This window comes from Kocuria sp. U4B (assembly GCF_054875615.1).
In genome coordinates this window covers 3,093,288-3,109,292 of sequence record NZ_CM142180.1, presented here as the reverse complement: position 1 = coordinate 3,109,292, position 16,005 = coordinate 3,093,288, and the positions used below count along the sequence as shown (strand labels likewise).

The window sequence follows — 16,005 nt, the reverse complement described above, 5'->3', positions numbered from 1 at the left end:
CGCGCTCAGCGGCGGGAGAGGTAGCCCGCCACGAGGAACGCGATCTCGAGCGACTGCATGTGGTTCAGGCGCGGGTCGCACAGCGACTCGTACCGGTCCTCGAAGGAGGACTCGTCCACGGGGTCGGCGCCGCCCAGGCACTCCGCGACGTCGTCGCCGGTCATCTCCACGTGGATGCCGCCGGGGAACGAGCCGATCGCCTCGTGCACCTCGAAGAAGCCGCGGACCTCGTCCACGACGTCGTCGAAGTTGCGGGTCTTGTACCCCGAGGGCAGGGACACGGTGTTGCCGTGCATGGGATCGGTCACCCACACGACCTTGGCGCCCGAGCGCTCCACGGCCTCGACGAGCGGAGGCAGCTTCTCGCGGATGTTCTTCGCGCCCATCCGGGTGATGAAGGTGAGCCGGCCGGGCTCCCGCTGCGGGTCCAGCTTGTCGATCAGGGCCAGCGCGTCGTCGCCGGTCGTCTTCGGGCCGAGCTTCACGCCGATGGGGTTGCGCAGGCGGGAGAGCAGGTCCACGTGGGCGCCGTCGAGCTCGCGGGTGCGCTCCCCGATCCACAGGAAGTGCCCCGACGTGCCGTAGGGCAGGTGCGTGCGGGAGTCGATGCGGGTCAGCGCCCGCTCGTAGTCGAGCAGCAGGGCCTCGTGCCCGGCGTAGAACTCGGTGGTGCGCAGGGCGTCGAAGTCCGCGCCGCAGGCGTCCATGAACTTCACCGCGCGGTCGATCTCGCGGGCGAGGGACTCGTAGCGGGCGTGGGCCGGGTTCGTGGTGAAGCCCATGTTCCACGCGTGCACGAGCCGCAGGTCGGCGAAGCCGCCCGTGGTGAACGCCCGGATGAGGTTCAGCGTGGACGCGGAGGTGTGGTACCCGCGGACCATGCGCCGGGGGTCGTGGACCCGGGACTCCGGGGTGAAGTCGAAGCCGTTGACCATCTCGCCGCGGAAGGACGGCAGGGTCGTGCCGTCCCGCACCTCGTCGTTGGACGAGCGCGGCTTGGAGAACTGCCCGGCCATGCGCCCCATCTTCACGACCGGCATGGACGCGCCGTAGGTGAGGACGACGGCCATCTGCAGCAGCGTCTTGACGCGGGCGCTGATCCGGGCGGCGGTCGCCCCCTCGAAGGTCTCGGCGCAGTCGCCGCCCTGCAGGAAGAAGGCCCGGCCGTTGGCGACCTCCGCGAGGCGGGAGCGCAGCTGGTCCACCTCGCCGGCGAACACCAGCGGCGGGACCGCGCTGAGCTCGGCGATCGAGGAGGCGAAGTCGGGGTGGTCGTGCCACGTGGGCTGCTGGTCGGCGACGAGCTCCCGCCAGTCGTCCAGCCCGGGGTAGTCGGCCGCGGAGGGCACGGGGGCGGCCAGGTGTCGGAGGCTGTCGGGAACGGTGAAGTCGAGCATCATGTCTTCCTATGTCTCGTCCGGGGCGGCCCGGTCGGGGATCAGGGTTCGGTGGTCGGCACCGCGTCGTCGGCCCGGGCGGAGTCCTGGTCCTGGGGGCGGTCGCGGTGGGTGAGGTTGTCGGCGGCGTGCTTGGCGGACTGGGCGGCGGTGTGGGCCGCGGAGCGGGCCTTGTCCTTGGCGCTGCCCACGAGCTCGACGGCGGCCTGCTTGGTCTCGTGGCGCTTCTGCTCGGCCAGGCGCCGCTTCTGGTCGGCGGCGTAGACGTCCACGTACACCTGGCCCGAGAGGGCCTGGATGGCGTGCATGATCTCGTCCGTCACCTCGCGCAGCAGGGCGTGCTCGCCCTGCCGGCCCTGGTAGCGCGAGAAGTCCAGGGGCTCGCCGAAGACGGTGGCGACGCGTGCCTTGCGGCGGGGCAGCGGCATCCGCGCGCCGATCGGCTGGACCTTGTCGGTGCCGACCATCGCGATGGGCACGACCGGGGCTCCGCTCTCGAGGGCGAGCCGCGCCACGCCGATCTTGCCCTTGTACAGGCGCCCGTCGGGCGAGCGGGTGCCCTCGGGGTAGATGCCCAGCAGCTGCCCCTCCTGGAGCTTGCGCCCACCGGCGCTCAGCGACCGGGCGCTGGCCCGGCCACCGGAGCGGTCCATCGGGATCTGGTTGATGGCCCGGAAGAACGCCGACGTGACCCGGCCCTTGAGCCCCGGGCCGTTGAAGTAGTCGGCCTTCGCCAGGAAGAACACCTGGCGGGGCACGGCCACGGGCATGAACACCGAGTCGGAGACCGACAGGTGGTTGCTCGCGAGGATGGCCGGTCCCTCGGCGGGCACGTGGTGCAGGCCGCGGACCTCGGGCCGGAAGGCGACGTTGACCAGGGGTCCGACGACGTAGCGCTTGAGGAACATGTAGACCATGTGGGAGAGGACTCCTTCGTGCTGATCGGGTGGACGCGGAGGTCCCCGCCGCGAGGACCGGATCCGGCCTCCGGTATTCTCTCACGTCCGCGTGGCGGCCGGAGCCAGCTCCCCGCACCGCCGCCTGCCATCATGGAGCCATGACGCATCCGGTCGAGCACCCACGTCCGGCCCCCGCCGCCGGGGAGCACCCCGCCGCCCCGTTCCGCCTTCCCGCGACCGGCCCCGCCGGCGTGCTCGTGCTGCACGGGTTCACCGGCGTCCCGTTCAGCGTCCGCCCGTGGGGCGCGGCCCTGCACGGGGCCGGCGCCGAGGTCGTCGGCCCCCTCCTGCCCGGGCACGGCACCCGCTGGGAGGACCTCGCCGCCACCCCGTGGCAGCGGTGGCGCGACCACGCGGCCGAGCACGTCCGGCAGCTGCGCGCCCGGCACGACGTCGTGGTGGTGTGCGGGCTGTCGATGGGCGGGACCCTGGCCCTGCACCTGGCCGCCCTGCTGCCCGTGGACGGGGTCGTCGTCCTGAACCCGGCGCTGTCCCTCGTCAGCCGCACGGCGCGCTTCGCGGCGGCGCTGCACCGGGCGGTGCCCTCCGTGCCGGGCGTCGGCGACGACATCAGCCTGCCGGGGGTCACCGAGCACGCCTATCCGCGCACCCCCGTGGCCGGGGTCGCCGAGCTCGGCCGGTTCATGACCCGGACCCGGAGGATGCTGCCCGCCGTGACCGCCCCCGTGCTGGTGCTGCGCTCGCAGCACGACCACGTGGTCTCCGAGCTGTCCCACCGGCACGTGCTGCGCCACGCCGGCGGGGACGTGGCCGTCGTGCGCCTCGCCGAGAGCTACCACGTGGCCACCCTGGACCGCGAGGCGGACGTGGTGAACGCACGCTCCGCGCGCTTCGTGCGGGACCTCGTGGAGGGGCGCAACCCCGTGACCGCGCTGCCCCTCGACCGCTCCCGCCCGCGGGGCGCCCGGTGAGCCCCGGGCCCGCGGGCGGGGCGGTGCCGGGCCCCGACGAGGAGTGGGCGCGGATCGTGGCGGAGCTCGAGGACGTGCGCCGGGCCGGGGACCGGCACCTCGCCGCCCCCGGCGAGCGGCCCCCCGAGGCCGGCGGTCCCCGCGGGACCGGGGGGACCGAGGAGTCCCGGAGCACCGAGGAGTCCGGGAGCACCGAGGACGCCAGGGGGACCGGGGATCCCGGGGAGACCGGGGATCCCGGGGAGACCCGGACCGCGGGGCCGCCGGAGGACCGCCGGGCCGCGGAGGCCGAGGCCCCCGCCGAGGAGGACCGGGCCCCCGCCGAGGAGGACGACGCCGCCTACTCCCCTGACCCGGGCCCCGTCACCCAGGGGCTCAGCCCGGGGGCGCTGCTGGCGTGGACGATCCTGGTCGGGGCGCCGGTGCTGCTCGTGGTCCTGGCCCTGCTCCCCGGCTCGATGCCGTGGTGGGCGACCGTGACCGGGCTCGCCGCCGTGGTCGCGGCGATCGGCCACCTGCTGCACTCCCTGCCCGAGGAGCGGGACGACTTCGACGACGGCGCCCGCGTCTGACGGAGTTTGCGTGAGGCAACTCACTAGACTGGGGGCGACGCCCGACCCTGATCCGAGGAGAGACCCCATGCGCCACGTCGCCACCGACGCCCTCGTGGACCCGCCAGTGCACCGCAGCATCACCGACTTCCTCCGGATGCAGGCGGAGCGGCCCGAGGACCCGCACCTGTACACCGTCCTGGCCTCGGACGGCCCGGCCCGCGAGGTGCGCGCGCGCGAGTTCCTCGCGGCCGTGCGCGGCGTGGCCAAGGGTCTGGTGGCGGCGGGGATCGAGCCCGGGGACCGGGTGGGCATCCTCAGCCGCACCCGCTACGAGTGGACCCTGGCCGACTTCGCCGTCTGGTACGCCGGCGCGGTGCCCGTCCCCGTCTACGACTCGTCCTCCGCCCAGCAGATCGCCTGGATCATGGGCGACTCCGACGCCAAGGCGATCTTCGTGGAGACGGAGGCGCTGGAGGACACCGTCGTGGAGGCCGCCCGGGAGACGCCGTTCGCCGCCGCCGAGCGGATCTGGCGCCTGGACGGCACCGGGACCGGCCTGGACGAGCTCGAACGCTCGGGGGCGGGCGTGACCGACGAGGAGCTCGAGGCGCGCCGCACGTCGCGCACCCTGGAGGACATCGCCACCATCATCTACACCTCCGGCACCACCGGCCCGCCCAAGGGCTGCGAGCTGACCCACGGCAACTTCGTGCGGCTGTGCGAGAACACGGCGCTCGTGGTCTCCGACATCATCCACCCGGGCGCCCGGACCCTGCTGTTCCTGCCGCTGGCCCACGTCTTCGCCCGCTTCGTCCAGGTGATCGCCCTGTACACCGGCACCGTGCTGGCCCACACCCCGGACGTGAAGAACCTCATGGGGGACCTGGCGTCGTTCCGGCCCACGTTCATCCTCGCGGTCCCGCGCGTGTTCGAGAAGATCTACCAGAGCGCCCGGCTCAAGGCGGAGAAGGGCGGGAAGCTGAAGGCCCTGATCTTCACGCGCGCCGTCACCACCGCCGTGGCCTACTCGAAGGCCGAGCAGGCCGGGCGGGTGCTGCCCCTGCTCCGCGCCCGCCACGCGCTCTACGACCGCCTCGTCTACTCGAAGCTGCGCGAGGCCATGGGCGGCGAGGTCACGCACGCTGTCTCGGGCGGCGCCGCGCTCGGCCCGCGCCTGGGCCACTTCTTCAACGGGATCGGGGTGTACGTCGTCGAGGGCTACGGCCTCACCGAGACGACCGCCCCGATCGCGGTCAACACCCCCGAGATCGGCAAGATCGGCACGGTGGGCCTGCCCCTGCCGGGCAACGAGATCCGGATCGCCGACGACGGGGAGGTCCAGGTCCGCGGCGCCCACGTGATGCGCGGCTACCACGGGCGCGAGGACCTCACCGCCGCGGCCTTCGACGACGGCTGGTTCCGCACCGGGGACCTCGGGGAGCTCGACGAGGACGGGGCCCTGAGCATCACCGGGCGCAAGAAGGAGATCATCGTCACCGCGGGCGGCAAGAACGTGGTCCCCAACGTGCTGGAGGACCCGATCCGCGCCTCCGCCGTCGTCTCGCAGGTCATGGTCGTGGGCGACGACCGCCCGTTCGTCGCGGCGCTGATCACCCTGGACCAGGAGGTGCTCCCGGCCCGGCTCGAGCTCATGGGCCTGGACCCGGCGATGCCCGTGGCCGAGGCCGCGCGCCACCCCCGGATCGTGGAGCACGTCCAGGAGATCGTCGACCAGGCCAACAAGGCGGTCTCCCGGGCCGAGGGCATCCGGGCCTTCGAGATCCTCGACGTCGACTGGACCGAGGCCTCCGGCCACCTGACCCCGTCCATGAAGATCAAGCGGGCGAAGATCGCCCAGGACTTCGGGGCGCAGATCGAGGAGATCTACTCCCGCCCCGCCCCCGAGCCCGCGGCGGCCGGGGCGGCGGAGCGGATCCGGGAGAGGCTCTCCCACGCGCACCTGCCCGGCCGCGGCGAGGGCTGACCCGCCCGGCGGCCGGTGCGGGTCACCGGCCGCCGGCGAGCGCCTCGGGCTCCAGCGGGGAGTGCTCCGGGACCTCGAGGCCGAGCAGCGCGTTCTCGACGACCTCGGTGAGCGCCGGGTGGATCCAGTACTGCCCGCGCGCCATCGTGTGGGCGTCGAGGCCGAAGGACATCGCCTGGACGATCGGCTGGATCAGCACCGACGCCTCCTCCCCCACCAGGTGGGCGCCGAGCAGCCGCCCCGTGCCCTTCTCCGCGATGAGCTTGCACAGCCCGGTGCGGTCCTCCATGGCCCACCCGTAGGCGGTGGAGCCGTAGTCCTGGACCTTGACGGTGATCTCGGTGCCGTGCTCGAGCGCCCACTCCTCCGCCTCCTCCTGGGTCATGCCCACGGAGGCGATCTGCGGGCTGGTGAACACGGCGGAGGGCACGAAGCGGTGGTCCGTGGCGCGCAGGTCGTCGGGGTGCAGCAGGTTGTGCTGGACCGTGCGGGCCTCCGCGTTGGCCACGTGCTTGAGCTGGTAGGGCGAGCTGATGTCGCCGAGCGCCCACACGCCCTCGGCCGGCACGCCCCCGGACAGGGCGCGCTGGTGCTCGTCGACGGCCAGCAGGCCGTCCTCCCGCACGTCGAGGCCGCCCGTCTGCGCGTGCAGCAGATCGGTGTTGGGCTGCCGCCCGGTGGCCACCAGCACGACGTCGGCGGGCAGGCGCAGGGTCAGCTCCGGGTCCTCGGGGTCGCGGAAGGTGACCGTCACGGCGGAGCCCTCCCCGCCGGACTCCTCGATCGCGCTCAGGGACCAGCCCATCTCGAGCTTCCACTGCCGCGACGCCTCCCGGGCGAAGCGCTCGGCGATCTCCGGGTCGTGGTAGCGCAGGAGGCGGTGGGAGCGGTTGACCTGGGTCACCCGGGAGCCCAGGCTCGAGAAGACGTGGGCGAACTCGGCGCCGATGTAGCCGCCGCCCACGACCACGACCCGCCGGGGCAGCTCGTCGATGCGCATCACGGTGTCCGAGGTGTGCACCTGCGGCAGGTCGATGCCCGGGACCTCCGGCAGCACGGGGCGGGAGCCGGAGGCCACCACGATCTGGGCGGCCGTGAGCTCCTCGCCCGACGCCGTGCACAGCGTGCGGGGGCCGATGAAGTGCACGTGCTCCGTGTAGACGGTCACGTGCGGCAGGGACCGGCGGTAGTCGAGGCCCCCGGAGGAGACCGCGTCGATCCGCCCGAAGATCCGGTCGCGCATCTGCCGCCAGCGCACGTCCCGCACCTCGACGTCCACCCCGAGCCGGTCGGCCTCCACGGCGCGGCGGGCGAGGGTGGCCGGGTAGGCGTACATCTTCGTGGGGATGCAGCCCACGTTCAGGCACGTGCCGCCGAAGGTCCCGCCGTCGATGATCGCCACGTCCAGCCCGTCGTAGTCCTCGGTGAGGATGGAGTTGCCGGAGCCGGAGCCGATGATGATGAGATCGAATTCTCGCATGGCGCCCATCCTATGCGGGGCCTCGCGCGGACCCGCGGGCGGGCCTACGCTGGAGCGACCGGAACGGGTCGGCGGGGGGCGGACGATGCGGGACAGGCTCGGCGCGCTGGGCGTCGCGGGCGACGCGTGGTGGGCCGAGCACGCCGGCCCCGAGGCCCTGGCCCGACGGCAGCGGACCCGGCTGGGCGAGCTCGTGCGGCACGCCCGGGCGGGCTCGCCGTACTACCGCCGGCTGTACCGGGGCCTGCCCGCCGACGTCGCCGACCCGCGGGTGCTCCCCCCGGTCGCGAAGCGGGAGCTCATGGCGCACTTCGACGAGTGGGTGACCGACCCCGAGGTCACGCTCGCGTCCGTGCGCCGGGACGTGCTCGCCGGCCCGGTCCCGGCGGGCGCCCCCTACCTCGGCCGGTACCACGTGGTCACGAGCTCGGGGACCAGCGGCGAGCCGGTCGTGCTGCTCCACGACCGGCGCTCGTGGACGGTCGCCGACGTCGTGCTGCGCGTCCGGGCCCGGCGCAGCGTGCTCCGGCCCGGGGTGGTGGGGCCCGTGCTGCACCACGGCCTGCGCGTGGGGGTGCTCGTCGCCACGGGCGGGCACTTCGCCGCGGCGGCCGCCGCCGAGGACGTGCGCCGGCGCAGCCGGTTCCTGGCCGACCGGGTCCGGGTGCTGTCGGTGCTGAGGCCCGCCGGGGAGCTCGTGGCGGAGCTCGACGCGTTGCGCCCGACGGTGCTGCTGGGCTATCCGAGCGCCCTGGCGCTGCTGGCGGTCGAGCAGGAGGCCGGCCGGCTGCGGATCGCGCCCGCGCTGGTGGCGGTCGGCGGGGAGGTCCTCACCGCGGCGGCGCGCGAGCGGATCCGGGGGGCCTTCGGCTGCCCGGTCCTCGACGAGTACGCCGCGTCCGAGGTGCCCGGGCTGGCCGTGGCCTGCCCCCGGGGGCGGCTGCACGTCAACGCCGACTGGTACCTGCTCGAGCCGGTCGACGAGCAGCACCGGCCGGTGCCCCCGGGCCGGACCTCCTCGACCGTGCTGGTGACCAACCTCGCCAACCGCGTGCAGCCCCTCATCCGCTACGACCTCGGGGACCGCGTCGAGGTCTCGGCCCGGCCGTGCCCGTGCGGCAGCCCGCTGCCCGTGGTGCGGGTCGAGGGCCGCACCGGGGAGGCGCTCCCCTTCCGCGCGGCCGGCGGGCGCGCGGTGCCGGTCCTGCCCCTCGCGCTGGGCACGGTCGTCGGGGAGACCCCCGGGGTGCGCCGGTTCCAGGCGGTCCGGACGGGCCCCGACGTGCTGGTCGTGCGGCTGGACCCGGCGCCCGGCGCCGATCCGGGCGCGGTGCGCGCGGCCGTGGACGCCCGGCTGCGCGCCTTCCTCGCGGAGCACGGACTGGGCGCGGTGCGCGTCGAGCACTCCGCCGAGCCGCCCCGGCCCGACCGGACCGGGAAGTTCCGCGAGGTGTACTCGGCGTGAGCGGGGCGGGACCTCCCGGAGGAGGGCCCGCCCCGCGCACGGCCGGGCGACGGCTCAGCCTGCGGGCTCCAGCTCCACCAGCAGGTCCCCGCCGGTGACCTGCGCGACGCCGGCCAGGGCGACCCGCTTGACGGTGCCGCCGGTGGGCGCGGTGATGGAGGCCTCCATCTTCATGGCCTCGATGGTCGCGATCTGGGCGCCGGGCTCGACGGAGTCGCCGGCGGCCACGGTCACGGTCACCGCCCCGGCGAAGGGCGCGGCGACGTGACCGGGATTGGCCGGGTCGGCCTTCTCGGTCTCGGGGACCGCCGAGGCCACCGAGGTGTCGCGGACCTCGACCATGCGGGGCTGGCCGTTGAGGGTGACCATCACGGTGCGCAGGCCCTTGTCGTCCGGGTCCGAGACGGCCTGCAGGGTCACCAGCAGGCGCACCCCCTTGCCGAGCGAGATCACGTGCTCGTGCTCGGTGGTCAGCCCGTAGAGGAAGTCCCGGGTGTGCAGCAGCGCCAGGTCGCCGTACTTGTCGCGGCTGGCCTTGAAGTCCCGGGTGGGCCCGGCGAACAGGAGCCGGTTGAGGGTGTCGCGGCGGGTCGCGGAGTCCCCCGCCAGGGCCCGGGAGTCCTCCGGGGCCAGCTCGGTGATCCCGACCTTGACGTTGCGCCCCTCCAGGGCCTTCGACCGGAAGGGCTCGGGCCAGCCCGCGGGCGGGGTGCCGAGCTCTCCGGCGAGGAAGCTGATCACCGAGTCGGGGATGTCGAACCTCTGCGGGTTCGCCTCGAACTCCGCCGGGTCCACGCCCATGCCCACGAGCTGCAGCGCCAGGTCGCCGACCACCTTGGAGGAGGGCGTGACCTTCACGAGCCGCCCGAGCATGGCGTTGGCGGCGGTGTACATGTCCTCGATGGCCTCGAAGCGCTCCCCCAGGCCCAGCGCGATGGCCTGCTGGCGGAGGTTGGACAGCTGCCCGCCCGGGATCTCGTGGCGGTAGACCCGCCCGGTGGGGGCGGTGAGCCCGGACTCGAAGGGGGAGTACATCGCCCGGATGACCTCCCAGTAGGGCTCCAGGGCCGTGGCGGCCTCCAGGGGGATGCCGGTGTCGCGGGAGGTGTTCTCCAGGGCGGCGATCAGCGCCGAGGCCGGGACCTGGGACGTGGTGCCGGCCATCGAGGCCGAGGCGACGTCCACCGCGTCCACCCCGGCCTCGATCGCGGCCATCAGGGTGGCCAGCTGGCCGCCGGCGGTGTCGTGGGTGTGCAGGTGCACGGGCAGCTCGAAGCGCTCCCGCAGCGCGGTGACCAGCGTCGCGGCCGCCGCCGGGCGCAGCAGCCCGGCCATGTCCTTGACGGCGAGCACGTGGGCGCCGGCGTCGACGCAGCGCTGGGCGAGCTCGAGGTAGTAGTCGAGGGTGTAGACGTCCTCGGCGGGGTCCAGGAGGTTGCCCGTGTAGCACAGGGCGACCTCCGCGACGGCGGTGCCCGTCTTGCGGACGGCCTCGATCGCCGGGGCCATCTGGGAGACGTCGTTGAGGGCGTCGAAGATCCGGAAGATGTCCACCCCGGTGGCGGCGGCCTCGGCCACGAACGCGTCGGTGACCTCCGTGGGGTACGGGGTGTAGCCCACCGTGTTGCGCCCGCGCAGCAGCATCTGGATCGGGATGTTGGGCATGGCCTCCCGCAGCAGGGCCAGCCGCTCCCACGGGTCCTCGCCGAGGAAGCGCAGCGCCACGTCGTAGGTGGCCCCGCCCCAGGCCTCCACCGACAGCAGCTGCGGGAGGGTGTGGGCGTAGGCCGGTGCCGCGGCGAGCAGGTCGCGGGTGCGCACCCGGGTGGCCAGCAGGGACTGGTGGGCGTCGCGGAAGGTCGTGTCCGTGACCGCGACCGCGGTCTGCTCGCGCAGCGCCCGGGCGAAGCCCTCCGGGCCGAGCTCGAGCAGCCGCTGCCGCCACCCCGCCGGCGGCTGGTGCGCCGAGGGCCCGTCGAACGGGGAGCGGAAGGGCTCCTCGACCTTGTCCCCGGGGTAGCGCGGGAGCTTGGTGCGCGGGTCGATCCCCTCCACGCGGGGGCCGTTGGGCTGGTTGACCGTCACCTCGGCCAGCCAGGTGAGGGCCTTCGTGGCCCGGTCGCCGGAGACCCGGGCCTCCAGCAGCTCCGGGCGCCGCTCGATGAAGTCGGTGGCCACGTTCCCGGCCAGGAACTCCGGGTCGGCCAGCACCGCCTGGAGGAACTGGATGTTGGTGGCGACCCCGCGGATGCGGAACTCGGCCAGCGCGCGCTGGGACCGGTGCACGGCGGTGGGGTAGTCGCGGCCGCGGCAGGTGAGCTTCACCAGCATGGAGTCGAAGTGCGGGGAGATCTCCGCCCCGGCGTAGACGGTGCCGCCGTCCAGGCGCACCCCCGCTCCGCCCGCGGAGCGGTACGCGGAGATCCGGCCCACGTCCGGGCGGAACCCGTTGGCCGGGTCCTCGGTGGTGATCCGGCACTGCAGGGCCGCGCCCCGCACGCGCAGGTCCTCCTGGGCGATGTCCAGGTCGGCGAGGGTCTCCCCCGCGGCGATGCGCAGCTGGGACTGGACGAGGTCGACGTCGGTGACCTCCTCCGTGACGGTGTGCTCCACCTGGATGCGCGGGTTCATCTCGATGAACACGTGCTGACCGGCGCGCTCGCCGGCGGTGTCCACGAGGAACTCCACGGTGCCGGCGTTGACGTAGCCGAGCTCCCTGGCGAACTTCACCGCGTCCCGGTGCAGCGCCTGGCGGATGTCCTCGTCGAGGTTCGGGGCGGGGGCGATCTCCACGACCTTCTGGTGGCGGCGCTGCAGGGAGCAGTCGCGCTCGAAGAGGTGGACGATGTTGCCGGCCGCGTCGGCGAGGACCTGCACCTCGATGTGCCGGGGGCGCAGCACGGCCTGCTCGAGGAACACGGTGGGGTCCCCGAACGCGGTGTCGGCCTCGCGCATCGCCGCGGCGAGCGCCTCGGGCAGCGCCTCGGGCGTCTCCACCCGGCGCATCCCGCGCCCGCCGCCGCCGGCGACGGCCTTGACGAAGATGGGGAAGCCGATCCGGTCGGCCTCGGCCAGCAGGGCCTCCGGGTCCGCGGACGGCTCGGAGGACTCGAGGGTGGGGATCCCGGCGCGCTTGGCGGCCTTCAGCGCCGCGACCTTGTTCCCGGCCAGCTCGAGGATCTCGGCCTTGGGGCCCACGAACGTGATCCCGGCCGCCTCCGCGGCCCGGGCCAGGCCGGGGTTCTCGGACAGGAAGCCGTAGCCGGGGTAGATCGCGTCCGCGCCGGACTCCTGGGCCACCCGCACGATCTCGTCGACGTCGAGGTAGGCCCGCACCGGGTGCCCCTCCTCGCCGATCTGGTAGGCCTCGTCGGCCTTCTGGCGGTGGATCGAGTTGCGGTCCTCGTAGGGGAACACCGCCACCGTCTTGGCCCCGAGCTCGTACGCGGCGCGGAACGCGCGGATCGCGATCTCGCCTCGGTTGGCCACCAGGATCTTGGAGAACATCGACAACCGTCCCGTGCCCGGGTCCTCAGGAGGGGCCGGGCACTGAATACTCGAACGTGCAGGACCAGGAGCGCCGTGCCGGGAGCAGCACGGCGCCAGGACACGGACGGGACCAGCGTGCCCCGCCGTGAGCCGTGCCACAAGTCAACCACGCCGCAGGGCGGAGCACCGTGAACAGCGTCACACAACGGCGCACGGCGCCGCGGCGTGCCCGAGCGCGCGGGCCCGCGCCGCGCCGGGGCCCGGTGCCCGCGCCCGGCTACGATGGGCCCGGACCGTCTCCCCCCGCCGCCCGTCCCCCGGTTCCCGGCCGCAGCGGACGGCTCCCCCGTGTTCCGCGAGCGAAGGGTGTCCCCCCGGTGCAGATCGTCAGCGTCAGCAGCCTCAAGGGCGGTGTCGGCAAGTCCTCCGTGACCCTCGGGATCGCCTCGGCGGCGCTGCAGGCGGGGGTGCCCACCCTCGTGGTGGACCTCGACCCGCACGGCGACGCCACGACCGGGCTGGGGGTGCACGCGCAGCGCGGCCACGACATCGGGGAGGTCCTGCGCCGGCCCCGCCGCGGCGCGCTCGAGCGCGTGCTCATGGCCTCGTCCTGGGCGGTGCAGGAGGGCCGGGACGCCAAGGCGCTCGACGTCGCCCCCGGCTCCGCCCGGTCCTCGCACCTCGACCGCTCGGAGTACCGGGACAAGGACCTAGGCCGGCTGGAGCGGGCGCTCGCCGGCGTGACGGGCTACGAGCTGGTGCTCGTGGACTGCCCGCCGACCCTCAGCGCGCTGACCCGCACGGCGTGGGCCGCGAGCGACAAGGTCCTCTCGGTCGCCGAGCCGTCCCTGTTCTCGGTGGCGGGGACCAAGCGCACGATGACGGCGATCGCCCAGTTCGAGCAGAGCCGCACCTGGGCGGTCCCGGCCGCGGGGGTGGTGGTCAACAAGGTGCGGCACTCGTCCGTGGAGCACCGGCACCGTCTGGCGGAGCTGCAGGAGCTCTTCGGCCCGCTGCTCGTGAGCCCGGTGATCCCGGACCTGCCCGTGTGGCAGCAGGCGCAGGGGGCGGCGTGGCCGATCCACCGCTGGCCCGGGGCCGAGGCCCGGGACATCGCCGGCCGCTACACGGCGATCCTGCAGGGCCTGCTCGAGCGCACGGCCTGAACCGGGCGCGGGGTCAGCCGGCGTTCTGCCGCCGGGCGCGCCGCGCCGAGAGCTCGTCGCCGGGCAGGGGGTCCTGCCCGGGACCGCGGTCCCGGCCGGTGTGCTCGCCGGGGATCGCCGCGAGGGTCCCCTCGACCTCGCGCCACACCCGGCCCACGGCGATGCCGAACACGCCCTGCCCGCCCTGCACCAGGTCGATGACCTCGTGCGGTGAGGTGCAGGCGTAGACGCTGGCGCCGTCGCTCATCATCGTCAGCTGCGCGAGGTCCTCGATCCCCCGGGCGCGCAGCGCGGTCACGGCGGTGCGGATCTGCTGGAGGGAGACGCCGGTGTCCAGGAGGCGCTTGACGATCTTGAGCACCAGGATGTCCCGGAAGCTGTACAGCCGCTGCGTCCCGGAGCCGGCGGCGCCGCGGACGGTGGGCTCCACGAGGCCCGTGCGGGCCCAGTAGTCGAGCTGCCGGTAGGTGATGCCCGCGGCCTTGCACGCGGTGGGGCCGCGGTAGCCGACGGACTCGTCGCGGATCACGGAGTCGTCGAACAGGACGCCCTGGGTGCCGTGCGCGAGGGGACTGTCGGGCCCGGCCGTGCCGCCGGGCTGGTCGCCGTTGCTCACGCCGCCTCCTCGCTCGTGGGCCGGCGCTCGCGGTGCCGGCGGTGGATCGTCTCAGCAAGGGCGTCCGGACCCCCGGGGGACCCCTCAAGTATAGGACCGCCCGCATCCTCCGGGTGCAGGGGCCGAGGCCGTCCGCCCGGTCCCGGGCGTGTCGGCCGGGCCGGGGCGGGCCCGCGGGGTGCGGCTCAGAAGTCCTCGGGGTCCACGTTGTCCAGGAAGTCCCGGAACTGCTCGACCTGCGTCTCCGGGGGCACCGACGGCTCCCCGGCGGCGGAGCGCTGCGTGGGCTCCCGCAGCTCCCCGTCCGCGCTCATCACGAGCCCGGCCTCGTCCAGGACGGTCTCCGTGCACAGGATGGGGCAGTCGGTGCGGGCCGCCAGCGCGATCGCGTCCGAGGCGCGGGAGTCGACGACCGTCCCGTCAGAGAACTCCAGGGCGGCGTGGAAGACGCCCTCGTCCACGGTGTGGATGCGCACCCGCGTGAGCGTGCGGCCGAAGGCGGTCGCCACGGACAGCACGAGGTCGTGGGTCAGCGGCCGGGGCGGGTCGATGCCCTGGACGGCGAACACGATGGACGTCGCCTCGTTGGTGCCGATCCAGATCGGCAGGTGCCGGCCCCCCTCCACCTCCTTCAGCACGACCACGGGCTGGGCCGACGGGACGTCCATCCGGACCCCGGCGATCTCCATCAGGACCTGGTGCACGGCCATCTCAGCCCTCCACCGCGGCGCGCTCCTGCAGCGCGGCGATCTCCGACCTCACGAGCGAGGTGTGGATGGTCAGGCACAGGCCCGAGATCTCCTGGGCCCGCTCGACGGCGCGGGCGCGGGAGGCGGGGTCGCGCCGGGACGTCAGGGGCGCCACGGCCCGCTCGACGAGGCCGAGCTCCCGGTCCGCGGCGGCCTTGAACGGGCGCAGGTGGCGGGGCTCCAGCCCGTGGGCGGTCAGGGCCAGGGCGGCGCCGGTGATGGCCAGGGCGTGGTCGTCGAAGGCGCCGTCCTGCTCGCGGATCAGCCCGTAGCTCACGAGCTCGCGCACGAGCGGGATCCCGGCGCCGGTCCGGGCCGCGAGCTCCCGCAGCGTGTACGTGCGGGCCGGGGAGAACGGGGGCACCGGGCCGGGGGGCGCCGGCTCGGGCACCCGCCGGTCGTCGTCGTCGGCACGGGCGTCCCCGTCGGTGTCGAGGCGCTCCCGGATGACCTTCAGCGGGAGGTACCGGTCGCGCTGGAGCTCGAGGATGCGGCGCAGCCGGTCGATGTCGGCGCGGGAGAACTTCCGGTAGCCCGAGGCGGTGCGGGTCGGGTGCACCAGTCCCTTGTCCTCGAGGAAGCGCAGCTTCGACGCGGTGATGCCGGGGTGGTCCTCGCCGAGCTCCTTGAGCACGGCGCTGATGCCCACCCGGGGCTCGTGCTGGACGTCGTCCCGGGACGAGGTGGTCTCCGCGTGGTCGGTCATGGCTCCCTTCTACTGCTCCGACGGCTGGCGCAGCGAACGGTAGAACGTGAACCGGAACTTGCCGATCTGGACCTCGTCGCCGTTGTCGAGCACGGCGCTGTCCACGCGGTCCCCGTTGACGTAGGTGCCGTTGAGGGAGCCCGAGTCGAGGACCTCGAAGGTGTCGCCGCGGCGGACGAAGCGCGCGTGCCGGCGGGAGACGGTGACGTCGTCGAGGAAGATCTCCGAGGAGGGGTGGCGTCCGGCGGGCACCTCGTCGCGGTCGAGGAGGAAGCGGGAACCGGCCCCGGCGCTGTCGTGGGCGACGAGCAGGGCGCTGCGCGGGGGCAGCGCGGAGACCGCGGCGTTCTCCTCGGGCGAGAGCTTGTGGGAAGCGGCGCGCGAGAGGACCTCGCCCACGATCTGGATCGACGTGGTCTCCGGCTCCCCCAGGGGTGCGTTCGAGCCGTGACGGTTTTTGGACATCTCTTCCCTCGACTGGTGACGTGATGGATGACGGATCCCGTGG

13 protein-coding genes are annotated in these 16,005 nt (G+C 74.2%); 5 read left to right on the top strand and 8 right to left on the bottom strand.

Going from position 1 to position 16,005, the window contains the following annotated elements; all coding sequences use genetic code 11:
- Positions 1 to 5: 5 nt before the first annotated feature.
- Together ACYSMR_RS14555 and ACYSMR_RS14550 are read right to left on the bottom strand one after the other, a co-directional pair.
- Entirely contained in the window at positions 6 to 1,400 is a 1,395-nt protein-coding gene (locus ACYSMR_RS14555) for a class II 3-deoxy-7-phosphoheptulonate synthase (RefSeq protein ID WP_374238494.1), read from the bottom strand.
- A gap of 38 nt (positions 1,401 to 1,438) precedes the next feature.
- Complete coding sequence (locus tag ACYSMR_RS14550; protein ID WP_251333576.1) at positions 1,439 to 2,314, bottom strand: lysophospholipid acyltransferase family protein; 876 nt, start codon at positions 2,312 to 2,314, stop codon at positions 1,439 to 1,441.
- Between the two features lie 140 nt (positions 2,315 to 2,454).
- Between ACYSMR_RS14550 and ACYSMR_RS14545 the strand changes: the two genes are divergently transcribed.
- The 3 genes from ACYSMR_RS14545 (at position 2,455) to ACYSMR_RS14535 (ending at position 5,826) form a co-directional block, all read left to right on the top strand.
- Positions 2,455 to 3,288 carry an alpha/beta hydrolase gene (locus ACYSMR_RS14545; protein WP_461746155.1) on the top strand — a complete coding sequence of 278 codons (834 nt, stop codon included), beginning with the start codon at positions 2,455 to 2,457 and terminating at the stop codon, positions 3,286 to 3,288.
- Positions 3,285 to 3,860 carry a hypothetical protein gene (locus ACYSMR_RS14540; RefSeq protein WP_461746153.1) on the top strand — a complete coding sequence of 192 codons (576 nt, stop codon included), beginning with the start codon at positions 3,285 to 3,287 and terminating at the stop codon, positions 3,858 to 3,860. Before ACYSMR_RS14545 ends, ACYSMR_RS14540 begins: the two co-directional genes overlap by 4 nt.
- 67 nt (positions 3,861 to 3,927) lie before the next feature.
- Positions 3,928 to 5,826: an AMP-dependent synthetase/ligase gene (locus tag ACYSMR_RS14535; RefSeq protein ID WP_461746151.1), complete on the top strand. Its 1,899-nt coding sequence runs from the start codon at positions 3,928 to 3,930 to the stop codon at positions 5,824 to 5,826.
- A gap of 22 nt (positions 5,827 to 5,848) precedes the next feature.
- On the opposite strand, the gene ACYSMR_RS14530 is transcribed toward ACYSMR_RS14535, so the two are convergent.
- Positions 5,849 to 7,306 (bottom strand): mycothione reductase, encoded by a 1,458-nt coding sequence (locus tag ACYSMR_RS14530; protein WP_461746149.1) that lies wholly within the window; start codon positions 7,304 to 7,306, stop codon positions 5,849 to 5,851.
- A gap of 85 nt (positions 7,307 to 7,391) precedes the next feature.
- Between ACYSMR_RS14530 and ACYSMR_RS14525 the strand changes: the two genes are divergently transcribed.
- Positions 7,392 to 8,771: a phenylacetate--CoA ligase family protein gene (locus ACYSMR_RS14525; protein ID WP_461746147.1), complete on the top strand. Its 1,380-nt coding sequence runs from the start codon at positions 7,392 to 7,394 to the stop codon at positions 8,769 to 8,771.
- A 54-nt stretch (positions 8,772 to 8,825) separates the two neighbouring features.
- Here ACYSMR_RS14525 and ACYSMR_RS14520 read toward each other — a convergent pair whose 3' ends face one another.
- Positions 8,826 to 12,278 (bottom strand): pyruvate carboxylase, encoded by a 3,453-nt coding sequence (locus tag ACYSMR_RS14520; protein WP_461746145.1) that lies wholly within the window; start codon positions 12,276 to 12,278, stop codon positions 8,826 to 8,828.
- Positions 12,279 to 12,637: 359 nt separating this feature from the next.
- On the opposite strand from ACYSMR_RS14520, the gene ACYSMR_RS14515 reads away from it, so the two are divergent.
- Entirely contained in the window at positions 12,638 to 13,426 is a 789-nt protein-coding gene (locus tag ACYSMR_RS14515; RefSeq protein WP_309125616.1) for a ParA family protein, read from the top strand.
- Positions 13,427 to 13,439: 13 nt separating this feature from the next.
- Here the strand turns inward: ACYSMR_RS14515 and ACYSMR_RS14510 are convergent, their stop codons facing one another.
- The 4 genes from ACYSMR_RS14510 to ACYSMR_RS14495 form a co-directional block, all read right to left on the bottom strand.
- Positions 13,440 to 14,042, bottom strand: coding sequence for a MerR family transcriptional regulator (locus ACYSMR_RS14510; RefSeq protein WP_375142388.1), 603 nt, complete (start codon positions 14,040 to 14,042; stop codon positions 13,440 to 13,442).
- 185 nt (positions 14,043 to 14,227) lie between these two features.
- Positions 14,228 to 14,752, bottom strand: a complete 525-nt coding sequence (locus ACYSMR_RS14505) for a bifunctional nuclease family protein (RefSeq protein ID WP_251333584.1) — start codon at positions 14,750 to 14,752, stop codon at positions 14,228 to 14,230.
- A 1-nt stretch (position 14,753) separates the two neighbouring features.
- A complete protein-coding gene (gene ftsR, locus ACYSMR_RS14500) occupies positions 14,754 to 15,497 on the bottom strand; it encodes a transcriptional regulator FtsR (protein ID WP_461746142.1) in 744 nt (247 codons plus the stop codon).
- Between the two features lie 9 nt (positions 15,498 to 15,506).
- Positions 15,507 to 15,962 (bottom strand): FHA domain-containing protein, encoded by a 456-nt coding sequence (locus tag ACYSMR_RS14495; RefSeq protein WP_251333586.1) that lies wholly within the window; start codon positions 15,960 to 15,962, stop codon positions 15,507 to 15,509.
- Positions 15,963 to 16,005: the final 43 nt, after the last annotated feature.